Here is an 11,889-nt window from a genome sequence, read left to right as displayed (position 1 = left end):
GTTTAATCTGTTTTAGAGCCAATCTTCAATCCATGAAACCAAATCAAATAAATCCCCTTCTTTTACTTCCATTGAAGGGATGGACTGCAGGAAAGCCTTTCCGTACCTTGTCGTCATTACTCTGCGGTCATACACAATTACGATTCCACGATCACTGCTTCTTCTAATCAGCCTTCCTACCCCTTGTTTGAACCGAATAATGGCTTCAGGTAAAGAGTGAGAAGAAAATGGATTTTTCCCTTGAGCCTTCAAAATATCTGATTTTGCCTGATTGACAGGCTCGTCTGGTGGAGAAAATGGAAGTCTGACCATGGCAAGACAAGAAAGGTCTTCTCCTGGAATGTCTACACCTTCCCAGAAACTACTCGTTCCAAATAAAATAGCCTTATCGAATCGCTGGAAATTCTTTGTCAGTCGTGTGCGACTTCCTGAGGTGATTCCTTGGGCCATTAATACATATTCCTCTAATAAACCACTTTCTTTCATCAACTCATACGTTTTCCTTAACATATCGTAAGAGGTGAATAAAATGAGCATTCGACCTTTCGTCGCTTGTGCCACCCCTATTAAATGAGAGCTTATTGCTTCAATATATTCTTCGCTTTGAACTTGCTGTATTTCAGGGACGTCTGTTGGGACGAATAATCTTGAAACTTCATTGTAGTCAAATGGAGAAGTAAGCTGTACCTGTTTTATCCCCTGGTCGACAAGACCAATCTCGTTTATGAAGTAATTGAAAGACCCGCTGACGGTAAGGGTAGCTGAAGTCAGGACCACACTTTTCTTTTTGGCAAAAATCTCATCATGAAGCTTGCGATCGACGGTAACAGGTTGAGCTTGAATAGAAAGACTGTTTGGTAATGACCTTGTGTCTCCATCAAGCCACAGAACGTGGTTGTTCATTTCTCTTAAAAATACCGTTTGAAAATTCATTCTCAACTCTGTAAAATCCACTAAAAAGCTGTAGAATTCTTCAATTAAGGCTTTTTCTTTATCAAGGAGTTTTATTTTCTTATCCTTGATTGTCTCGAGTACCTGCTGGAACTCTCTTTCTACAAACTTCATCCCTGATACGACTCGTTCCATGGCCATGAGAACAGGTTGAAAGTAGCTGCTCTTCTTCATTTCATCCGTAATTCTCAGCTGTATTTTTTGTACCCCGGTTCTCTTTTTGGCTTTCTTATAGAAAACGCTCGTTAACACTCCAATGGCCTCTTCTAAGTCATCGTAAAACTGGGCAATACGAGAGTCCAATTCAAATGAATGTGTATTCATTTGAACTGAGTGACTGGAAATAAGCTGATCCAGACGATAAAACAACTGTTTTTGGACCAGTGTCCCTAATTGGGAAGTACTAAACTTAATCGAGAGATAATCCATAACGACTCCAAGATGCTGTCTTGCTGACTTCTCCAGATGATGAGCCTCATCTATTACTAAGTAATCATAAGGAGGAAGCATGCTGCTATCATTCACCATATCACTCAGAAGCATTGAGTGATTCGTAATGATGATATCTGCTTCTTGAGCACTCCTTCTTGCGAAGAGATAGAAATCTTTCCCTATCCAAGGATCCTTTGTATGAGGCAGGTGCCAGCCATCATGTTTTAAACGATTCCAGAACAATTGCCCTCCCGATGTGAGGTTAAGTTCATCCATATCACCGGTCTCTGTTCGTGTCAGCCATACTAAAATCTGCATTTTTGTTAGAACTACATCATATTGAGACTCCTTTTCACGGAGAGACTGTTCAAACTTAAACAGGTTTATGTAATGGTTTTTCCCTTTTAGCAGGACGGTTCTGAATGGGATAGGGCTTATTTTTTCCAATAATTTAATTTCTTTATGAAGCAATTGCTCTTGCAATTGGATGGTGTATGTACTGATGACCACTCTTTCATGAGAGGTCTTGGCAAACATGACCGCAGGCCATAAGTAGCCCAGTGACTTCCCAACCCCTGTTCCTGCTTCAATGACCACATGGCGGCGTTCATGAAAAGCATGTTGAATCTCATTCATCATGACCATTTGCTGTTCTCTCTTCTCATAGAAGGGGACATGCTTTGCTAAATGCTCTTCTATATTGGGTTCATCAAAATGGAGCTCTTCAATAGGTGATTCATCTTTCATTGAAGCAGCTTTCTTCAGAAGAGCCAGTCCTCGATACACCTCTAACTGTGGTGGAAGGTCTTCTACGTGTTTTTGTTTCTCACTCACAATACTGTCAAACAATAAGGAGAGATCACTTTTCAAATGATGAGAAAGCTTGTAAAGCTTCTCGAGTGTGACTAATGGCAGCTTTGACAATTCTTCAATAAAATATAGAAGAATTTCGGCTGTCACATAGGCATCACTGTCTGCCTGATGAGGCCTTACATGGCTTAAATCCAATGAATTGGACAGTTCCGTCAATTTAAAACTATCTGCCGATGGTAAAGCCACTTTTGCTAACTCTACTGTATCAAAGGCAGGTCCCGTAAATGGATTATAGCCTGCCTCTTCCAGTTCTGCTTGAAGGAATGAAAGATCAAATTGAACGTTATGAGCAACAAAAACGCCATGATCCAGCAACTCAAGTATTTTTGGTGCAATTTCATGAAAAGCTGGAGCGTCCTTTACCATTTCATCATTGATCCCCGTTAACTCCTCAATAAAAGCAGGAATCGGTTTTCCAGGTGACACAAATGATGTGTATTGATCAATGATTTTTCCGCCTTCTATAATAACCGCTGATAGTTGGATGATTTTTTCTCCCTTTTTAGGAGAATTTCCTGTTGTTTCAAGATCGATAACAACCAGTTTAAATGGGTACATGTTATTCACTGCCTTTATATAAATCCTACATCATTCTCTTATGATTTCTAAATAAGTGTACCATAAACAAAAAAGCAAGTCTCCTTTTCACAAATTAGAAGACTTGCCGATTTCTTTTATAGTATAGTCGCTTCAGGTTCTGTTCCGATCATATCTATGATACGGTTCTTTTCTCCCATGATGGCTACTTTCGGGATATGTTCATGGACCATTTCTTCTGCTACCATCTTATATGATATGATGATGACAATATCACCCTTTTGCACAAGTCTTGCAGCAGCTCCGTTCAAACATATGACTCCGCTCCCTCTTTCACCTGGGATAATGTAGGTTTCCAAGCGGGCTCCATTGTTGTTGTTTACAATCTGGACCTTTTCGTTCGCCATCATACCAACTGCATCTAATATATCCTGATCGATTGTAATGCTCCCTACATAATCCAAGTTCGCTTCTGTTACAGTCGCTCTGTGAATTTTACCACTCATCATCGTTCTATACATTTGAATCCTCCTCTGGTTCTACACTGATGATTATATTATCAATTAATCTGGCCTGTTGAAATTGAACTGCCAGAGCGATAATGATTTCCCCATGTACGCTAGTCAGTTCCGTTAGCTCAGGGTAGGAATACACTTCCACATAATCGATTTCCCCGGATGTGTTTTCTTGGACGTTCTTTGAAATCATAGAAATAATGGAATCGGGATCCCGCTCCCCATCTTCAATACGATTTTTTGCTTCTTCCAGACTTTGATAAAGAGAAGGAGCTTCCCTTCTTTCTTCTTTTGAGAGATAGACATTTCTTGAGCTCTTGGCCAACCCATCTTCTTCCCTCACTGTTGGTACCCTCACAATTTCAACCGGAAAGAAATAATCGCTTACTAACCCTTCCACTACTGCAACCTGCTGGGCATCCTTCAGTCCGAAATACGCTCTGGTAGGCTGAATAAGGTGAAATAATTTAGTCAAAACGGTTACCACTCCGTCAAAATGCCCTTCCCGTTTTCGTCCGCACAGTACTTCTACCCGCTCTATCACACTCATGGTAACAGATTGCTCCCCTTTATACATTTCATCTACTTCAGGAATAAAGAGTATATCAACCCCAACATTCTTTGCTAATTCTGTATCTCTTTCAACATTACGGGGGTAGCGGTCGAAGTCTTCATTCGGACCGAACTGCAGGGGGTTTACAAAGATACTCATCACGACAGTATCGTTATTATTCCTGGCTTCCTCCGCTAGAGTCAAGTGCCCTTCATGAAGGTATCCCATTGTAGGAACATAACCGATAGAGGATCCTGAATTCTTTACTTGTTGTATCATACGCTGCAGATCTTGTATTTTCGTAATCACTTTCATTTTTTCATTCCACCATAGAGAGCATCCAATTCTTCATCACGCATCGTAAAGGAATGGTCTTCTGTCGGGAAGCTACCCCCTTTAACTTCTTCTATATAGGTTTTTATGCTGTTATGAATGACTTCTGACGCGTTGCTGTATTGTTTGACAAACTTAGGCACACGATTCACTCCGTATGTTACAAGATCGTGGAACACTAACACTTGCCCATCGGTTTCACTGCCTGCCCCAATACCAATCGTCGGTATCGTTAATGCTTCTGAAATCTCTTTGGCTATTTGCTTTGGTACACACTCTAATACAAGTGAAAAAGCACCTGCCTGTTCACATTTAATGGCATCATCGATCAACTTTTTGGCTGTGTCGGCTGTTTTCCCTTGTACTTTATATCCTCCAAGGACACCGACGGATTGAGGGGTCAAACCTAAATGAGCCATAACGGGTATGCCGGCGCTCGTTAGGGAATGAATACGATCGATCACATGATCTCCCCCCTCAACCTTCACAGCGTGAGATCCTCCCTGTTGAAGAATCTGTGCCGCAGTTTTAAGAGTTTCATCTCTGGACAAGTGGTACGACATAAACGGCATATCGGTGACGATAAAGGTATTTTTTGCCCCTCTTTTTACGGCTTTCGTATGATGTATCATATCTTCAACTGTAACTGGTACCGTTGAGTCATAACCCAATACCACCATTCCGAGGCTGTCACCTACAAGAATGACATCAATACCCGCTTCTTCTGCTATCTTGGCACTTGGAAAATCATACGCTGTAAGCATTGAAATCTTTTCTCTCTTATTCTTCATCTTAAGAAAATCTGTTGTTTGTTTCATAATGTCCTCCTTCTTTTCAGTCAGAGGTGACGAAACGAAATGAAAGCACTTTCATTATAGAAATAAAAAAACCTTCTGAATAAATGACAGAAGGATCATAAGTGTTTAGTATCATTGTTTCGACCCTCTGTCCCAGTCCACAATGGATCAAGGCAGAAATTGTATTAAAAGCTGAACGTGCGTAGAGGTGCAGTTCCAAGGATACTGCCCAATGAGATTATACCATAAAAAAACGAGATGGAAGTAATCGTTTAGCATCCACCTCGTTTCCCCTTAAATATTCACTTCAATATCCGCTGAATAAATTTGATGAACGGTTCCTGTTGTGTCTTCAATCTTTAGAACTCCTTCATCCGTTATTCCTAATGCTCTACCTTCAATCGTTCCATTGATGGTACGGGCACGGATTTTCTTCCCGATACTGATTGCATAACTCTCCCATAACAGCTTGATCGGTGTAAAACCTTCTTTCATATAGATAGAATAAAGGGCTTCAATTCGTTCTAACACCTTTTGAACAATTTCTGATCTTGAAAGGGTATCTCCTTGTTCAATGGCCAGTGAGGTTGCAATCGTCTGAAGTTCATCAGGAAAGTGTTCCTTTGTGTGATTTACATTCATGCCGATACCAATGATAATGGAATTTATTTTATCAGATTCCGCTTGCAGTTCCGTCAATATTCCCGTCACTTTCTTTCCGTCAATAAGAATATCATTCGGCCATTTGATTTGGGGATGAAGATCTGTTGCTTCTTCGATCGCTTGAACGACGGCAACTGCAGTAATGAGCGTAAACTGCGGGGCCTTTTGGGGTGGAAGAAGGGGTTTTAAGATCAGACTCATCCAAATTCCCGTTCCCTTTGATGAGTGCCACTCTCTCATTAACCTTCCTCTTCCGGCTGTTTGTTCGTCAGCAATGACTAACGTACCCTCTGCAGCTCCGTCGCCCGCAAGCACATGAGCGATGCGCTGTGTACTTTGAACTGACTCCTCATAGTGGATCACTCTGCCTAACGTTTTCGTTTGTAATCCCAATCGGATCTTACTTTCTGTCACACTATCAGGGGTTTCAATAATGCGATATCCTTTTTTTCTTACGGCTTCTAACACAAAACCTTCTTTACGAAGTTCTTCAATATGCTTCCAAATGGCCGTTCTTGAACATCCTGCTATTTCAGCCAATGCTTGTCCGGATAGAAAATCCTGATCCGATTCAGACAAAGCGTGAAGCAGTTTCTTCTTTATAGTCGATTGCATGTCTGTAGCCACCTCCTAATCGCTTCTTTATCGTTATTAATTGTTCCAGTTATAATCGCGGATTCAATTTCAGCCAAAAGTTCCTTCATCCATGGACCACCCTTTTTGTTTGCCCATGTCATCAAGTCATTTCCTGTTACATCCAGCTGCTGTCTCGATGTAATCGCTAAAGAATGATATTCTTCCTTCACCGCTTCTACAGAAGAAACCGGTGTGGATTCTATGCATTCATAGACTTTCTCAACGTTAATGGCTGCTTCCAAACCTGCACGATAAAGTAAAGGCTTAGACCAGCCGGATTTCCTTCTTAACTGAAGAATTTCAAGCTCATTTGAACGATCCCTTACTGTTTTCGTCGGGAGTCTCCAGCCTTTAAGAAATCCCTGGGGATCAGGATCCCCAATGCATGCTAAAAGAAGTAACCATACTTGGTCCTTATTTATGCCTTCTAATTGTGGAAGATCCGCAACCTGTTGAAGAGCATCTTTATGTTGAGTGAAATGAGGGAGTTCAGTATATAGGTTGGTACGAACAAGGAGGGTGAGCGCTTTTCGTTTCCATTTACCTCCGGCGATCTTCTCGAATTCCATCGTTTTTCTTTCAACGGCGATATGCTTTAGCAGTTTGGAGTGCTCCTTTAAAGCATTCAGTGTCCCAGACTCGATCTTGAAGCCTAATTGACTGACAAAGCGGACTCCCCTCATCATACGAAGGGCGTCTTCTGTAAACCTTAAATCCGGTGATCCCACTGTTCTGATCATTCCGTTATGTATGTCTTCCCGTCCATTAAAAGGATCAAATATCCTACCCCGTCCATCCATTGCGATACTATTCATCGTAAAATCACGGCGCTCCAGATCCCCTTCTAATGAACGGATGAATTCCACCTTATCTGGTCTTCTAAAGTCAGCATATGTAGATTCTGTTCTGAATGTAGTGATTTCATATTCCCTTCCATCATCAATGACCAGGATGGTTCCGTGTTCAATACCTATATCAATCGTCTTCGGAAAGATCTCCTTTAATTCTTGAGGATAGGCAGACGTCGCGATATCTACGTCATTAATGGGCTTATTCAGCAAGTAATCCCTAACAGAGCCTCCAACGAAATATGCTTCGAACCCTGCTCTTTCAATTTTCTTTAAAACTGGTACGGCTTCTTGAAATATAGACGGTAACATTTTTTACACCTGCTTTACTCAGATCTTTACCTTCCGACTGTTTATTATAGAAGCTCTTGGTAGATCTGTTCATACTCTTTGACAATCTTGCTGGAGTGAAATTTAGTTCTCGCCGTTTGTAGTGCATTCCGCGAGAGTTCATTATGAAGCTTCTCATCTGTCAGTAATTCCAACGACTTTTCTGCAACCTGAGAGACGTTCCCGATTTCACATATAAAGCCATTGTATCCGTCCTCAATTACTTCAGGAATGCCTCCTACATTCGTCCCAATGCTCGGCACGCCGCAAGCCATTGCCTCCAGGGCTACCAATCCAAAGCTTTCTTTTTCTGAAAGCAGCAGCTTAATATCACTAATCGAATAAAGTTCTTCTAAATTATCCTGTTTTCCAAGGAACAGGACTCGATCCTCTAATCCGAGTTCTCTCACCTGTTTGCAAATCACCGTCATTTCAGGTCCGTCCCCAACAAGGAGAAGTTTGGCGGGAATCTCGTTTTGTATAAGGTTGAATGCAGCTACAACATCTGTTACCCTTTTCACGCCGCGAAAGTTGGAAACATGGATAATGACCTTTTCATAGTCTTTAATTCCATATTCATTTCTAAGATGCTGAGAATCTACCGCCTTATACACTCTCTCGTCTATGAAATTATAGACCGTTTGAATTTCTTTATCCGGTTGGATTAAATCATTGGTTTGTTTCACCAAAGCGGAAGAAACCGCAGTGACAACATCAGACTTTTCAATACCGAAACGAATCGCTTTTGTTAAAGAAGGATCATAACCAAGTACGGTAATATCGGTGCCGTGCAGGGTGGTAACAATCTTTACATCTTTACCTGACATTTGCTTACCCAAAATGGCACAGACTGCATGTGGGATCGCATAATGCACATGAAGAATGTCCAGTTTCTCACGTTCTATAATTTCTGCCATTTTATTCGCCAGTGCTATATCGTAAGGTGGATATTGAAAAACTGAATACTGACTCACTTCCACTTGATGAAAGTATATGTTGTGATACATTTTATTTAACCGAAATGGAATGCTCGAGGTAATAAAGTGAATTTCATGGCCTTTCTCTGCTAATAATTTACCCAGTTCCGTAGCTACTACGCCTGAGCCACCAACGGTGGGATAGCAGGTAATTCCTATTTTCATTTTCATACCATTAATCTCCTAACAAATCATGATGCAATATAAGGGTATTATAGGAGAAGAATCCTTCAGCATATCGTAATCCGGCTTCTTTCCCCATCATTCGCTCCCTTGCTTCAACCGCTTCAATGTACCCTTCTGTCAAAGGAGTAGACACTCCTTCAAATCCTTGGGTAAACTGACTCGAATATGCTTCTAAGCTACGAATCTTCGTATGCATATGTGCCTCGATGTCCACTACAAATTGAGGTTTGTGAAAACCGTTGATCATATAAAAATACAGATTATCCGCTTTATGGGCCGGGCTTGCGGAATGGAACTTCCTAATTCCAGCTGAGAAAAAACCTTCTTTAATCAAGCGTGCCGCATTTCCATGATCAGGATGACGATCCTGATCATATGGAGCAAATACCGCTTTCGGTTTGTGCATTCTGATCACGTTAACCACTTTCTGAATATTTTCATCTGTTATGTAAATTCCCCTATCAGGAATATCCAGGGTTTCTCTCTTGCTGGCACCCAATATGCGTGCAGCTGATCTTGCTTCCTCTTTTCGTAAAGAAACCGTCCCATTTGAAGAAAGTTCTGCCTCTGTCAGATCGCAAATCACAATCTTCTTTCCTTCAGCTGCATATTTTGCAAGGGTGCCGCCCATTCCGATCTCCACATCGTCGGCATGAGCTCCGAATGCAAGGATGTCAACTTGTTGATCCACGTTACTCCTCCTTATCCTTTACCACACTTCGCCACTCGATATCCCCTCTATCCAACCCTTTCACCAGTACTTCAGCTGTTCCCATATTCGTTGCTAATGGGACTGAATATACATCACACAGTCTGATGAGGGCAGATACATCTGGTTCATGGGGTTGAGCTGTTAAAGGATCTCTAAAAAACAGAACAAGATCCATATTATTATTGGCAATATACGAGCCTATTTCCTGGTCTCCTCCCAGGGGACCTGACCGGAAACGATGGACAGATAATCCCGTTTCTTCTCCAATTCTCTTTCCCGTTGTCCCTGTAGCAAAAAGAGCGTGTTTCTCAATTATCGGCTTATAAGCTAATACAAAACGAATCAGATCATCTTTTTTCTTATCATGAGCTATTAATGCGATATTCATAACACTCACCCTTTAATCTAAAATATTTTCCAGCCCGTACACAAGTGTATCCAGCTTCATGACCGTATCAACGGAAACCTTCACTCCAGACATGAAGCTTCCCCTGTTAAAAGAGTCATGACGAATCGATAAAGTCTGACCTTCTGCTCCCAACATCACCTGTTGATGAGCAATCAATCCCGGAAGGCGAACACTATGGATGTGCATGCCGTCAACATTTGCTCCCCTTGCACCTGGATGTGTTTCTTTTTCATCAGGATGCCCCTGCTGCTTCGATTCTCTCACTTCCCTGATCATTTCGGCTGTCTTAACGGCAGTCCCTGAAGGAGCATCCAGTTTTTGATCGTGATGTAATTCAATGATTTCCACATCGTCAAAATATTTAGCGGCCATCTGGGAAAATTTCATCATGAGCACCGCACCAATCGCAAAATTAGGTGCAATGATACATCCCAATGACTTTGATTCTGCCAGGATCTTTAATTCATTTAATTCTTCTGTAGAAAAACCTGTCGTTCCCACAACTGGTCTAACACCGTATTCGAGGGCTGTTTTCGTATGGTGATAACCCACCTCTGGAGTTGTCAGGTCGATAAGCACGTGTGGTGTTTGAGCCTGAAAGCATGTTTCGATATCTGTGTATACCGGTACATCTATATTTACTTCTTGCTTATAATCAATCACACTAATAAGCGTAAAATGTTTCGTATCTCTAACTAACTGAACAGCTTCTTTCCCCATTCTTCCTCTTGGTCCTGCAATGGTTATGTTAATTTGTTCCATCTTCATCCCTACCTTCGATTCTTGTCCAACGATCTTTATCTCTTGTGTTAAATTTATGCATTACACGATTGTGGGCCTCTTCCAGACTAATATCCAGGGAGTTTGCCAAGCAGATGACAACAAACAATAAATCCCCCAGTTCTTCCTCAATCGTTTTTTCTTCTTCTGAATTCTTTTTAGGTTTTTCTCCATAGTAATGATTCACTTCTCTCGCCAGCTCACCAAGTTCCTCAGTGAGCCTCGCAATCATTGCTAGTGGACTGAAGTATCCCTCTTTAAATTGACCTATGTATTGATCTACTTCTTTTTGTAATTGCTCCATCGATTTTTTATTATCCATAGGAAGCCTCACTCCTTCATTATCTCCTATCATGTTAGCTAAATCCTTGCCGTTTGACAAATATTACGTTTGATTTATAAACTCTTCATTGCTAGTTTGTTTCTCTTCTTATATAATGTCTCTGTCAACGAGATAATACGAAGAGAAGGAGGGAATCAAAGATGTTGGGATTACGTTTTAAAAATATACTATTTATCCTGTTGGGGTCAGCCATATTCGCATTTGGTCTTGTCCATTTTAATATCCAAAATAAGCTGGCTGAAGGCGGGTTTACCGGAATAACACTTATCCTTTATTTTTTATTTGACATTGATCCGTCTTACTCCAACCTAGCATTAAATATACCCCTATTTTTCTTAGGATGGAAGCTTCTCGGTAAGAAAGCTTTTTATTATACTGTAATCGGAACCGTTAGTCTTTCTGTATTTCTATGGATTTTCCAAAGATATCAAATGAGGATCAACCTCGAAGGCGATCTGTTTCTGGCAGCATTGTTTGCAGGTGTCTTTATTGGGGTGGGTCTTGGCATCATTTTCAGATATGGCGGTACGACAGGCGGCGTTGATATCATCGCTCGACTCGCCCATAAGTACATAGGATGGAGCATGGGGAAAACGATGTTTATGTTTGACGCCGTCGTCATTGGGGCATCTCTCATTACGTACCTGGAATACAGGGAAGCCATGTATACACTGGTAGCTGTATTCGTTGCGGCAAGGGTCATTGACTTCATGCAGGAAGGGGCATACTCAGCCAGAGGAGCCATGATCATTTCCGATAGCCATGAAGAAATCGCGAGCGTCATCAATGAAAAAATGGATCGGGGAGTAACCATTTTAAGAGGGCATGGTTCGTTTACGAAACAAGAGCGTGAAGTGCTCTACTGCGTGGTTGGTAAAAATGAAATCGTCCGGCTCAAAAATATTATCACGAGCGTCGATCCACACGCCTTCGTCTCCGTCACCGTCGTGCACGACGTACTCGGTGAAGGCTTTACGTTAGATGCAGATAAAAATCCTTTGCATGACTAATAAG

General features: G+C 41.4%; 12 protein-coding genes. 1 reads left to right on the top strand and 11 read right to left on the bottom strand.

Annotated features, from left to right (window positions below):
• Positions 1–12: 12 nt before the first annotated feature.
• The 11 genes from dinG to ACFQWC_RS03575 all read right to left on the bottom strand — a co-directional run bounded on the left by dinG (position 13) and on the right by ACFQWC_RS03575 (position 10,914).
• On the bottom strand, positions 13–2,814 hold the full coding sequence (gene dinG, locus ACFQWC_RS03625; protein WP_377106074.1) for an ATP-dependent DNA helicase DinG: 2,802 nt from the start codon (positions 2,812–2,814) through the stop codon (positions 13–15).
• A 116-nt stretch (positions 2,815–2,930) separates the two neighbouring features.
• On the bottom strand, positions 2,931–3,314 hold the full coding sequence (gene panD, locus ACFQWC_RS03620; protein ID WP_299737926.1) for an aspartate 1-decarboxylase: 384 nt from the start codon (positions 3,312–3,314) through the stop codon (positions 2,931–2,933).
• The gene (panC, locus tag ACFQWC_RS03615) at positions 3,307–4,176 is read right to left on the bottom strand and encodes a pantoate--beta-alanine ligase (RefSeq protein ID WP_299737928.1); all 870 of its coding nucleotides are present in this window, start codon (positions 4,174–4,176) and stop codon (positions 3,307–3,309) included. The genes panD and panC overlap by 8 nt, the downstream gene beginning before the upstream one ends.
• Complete coding sequence (gene panB, locus ACFQWC_RS03610) at positions 4,173–5,012, bottom strand: 3-methyl-2-oxobutanoate hydroxymethyltransferase (protein WP_299737930.1); 840 nt, start codon at positions 5,010–5,012, stop codon at positions 4,173–4,175. Before panB ends, panC begins: the two co-directional genes overlap by 4 nt.
• Before the next feature lie 273 nt (positions 5,013–5,285).
• Positions 5,286–6,269 carry a biotin--[acetyl-CoA-carboxylase] ligase gene (locus ACFQWC_RS03605; RefSeq protein ID WP_377106071.1) on the bottom strand — a complete coding sequence of 328 codons (984 nt, stop codon included), beginning with the start codon at positions 6,267–6,269 and terminating at the stop codon, positions 5,286–5,288.
• Positions 6,254–7,450 carry a CCA tRNA nucleotidyltransferase gene (locus ACFQWC_RS03600; protein ID WP_377106069.1) on the bottom strand — a complete coding sequence of 399 codons (1,197 nt, stop codon included), beginning with the start codon at positions 7,448–7,450 and terminating at the stop codon, positions 6,254–6,256. The genes ACFQWC_RS03605 and ACFQWC_RS03600 overlap by 16 nt, the downstream gene beginning before the upstream one ends.
• Before the next feature lie 44 nt (positions 7,451–7,494).
• Positions 7,495–8,616, bottom strand: a complete 1,122-nt coding sequence (gene bshA, locus ACFQWC_RS03595) for an N-acetyl-alpha-D-glucosaminyl L-malate synthase BshA (protein WP_299737935.1) — start codon at positions 8,614–8,616, stop codon at positions 7,495–7,497.
• Positions 8,617–8,620: 4 nt separating this feature from the next.
• The gene (bshB1, locus tag ACFQWC_RS03590) at positions 8,621–9,322 is read right to left on the bottom strand and encodes a bacillithiol biosynthesis deacetylase BshB1 (protein ID WP_299737937.1); all 702 of its coding nucleotides are present in this window, start codon (positions 9,320–9,322) and stop codon (positions 8,621–8,623) included.
• Position 9,323: 1 nt separating this feature from the next.
• Positions 9,324–9,731 (bottom strand): methylglyoxal synthase, encoded by a 408-nt coding sequence (mgsA, locus tag ACFQWC_RS03585; protein ID WP_299737939.1) that lies wholly within the window; start codon positions 9,729–9,731, stop codon positions 9,324–9,326.
• 12 nt (positions 9,732–9,743) lie between these two features.
• A complete protein-coding gene (gene dapB, locus ACFQWC_RS03580) occupies positions 9,744–10,514 on the bottom strand; it encodes a 4-hydroxy-tetrahydrodipicolinate reductase (RefSeq protein ID WP_341356539.1) in 771 nt (256 codons plus the stop codon).
• Entirely contained in the window at positions 10,501–10,914 is a 414-nt protein-coding gene (locus tag ACFQWC_RS03575; RefSeq protein ID WP_299737943.1) for a nucleotide pyrophosphohydrolase, read from the bottom strand. Before ACFQWC_RS03575 ends, dapB begins: the two co-directional genes overlap by 14 nt.
• A 101-nt stretch (positions 10,915–11,015) precedes the next feature.
• Here ACFQWC_RS03575 and ACFQWC_RS03570 point away from each other — a divergent pair, with 101 nt between their 5' ends.
• On the top strand, positions 11,016–11,885 hold the full coding sequence (locus ACFQWC_RS03570; RefSeq protein ID WP_299737945.1) for a YitT family protein: 870 nt from the start codon (positions 11,016–11,018) through the stop codon (positions 11,883–11,885).
• Positions 11,886–11,889: the final 4 nt, after the last annotated feature.

Source organism: Rossellomorea sp. GCM10028870 (assembly GCF_042666755.1).
Lineage (GTDB): Bacteria > Bacillota > Bacilli > Bacillales > Bacillaceae_B > Rossellomorea.
This window is presented reverse-complemented; position numbering and strand designations above follow the sequence as displayed.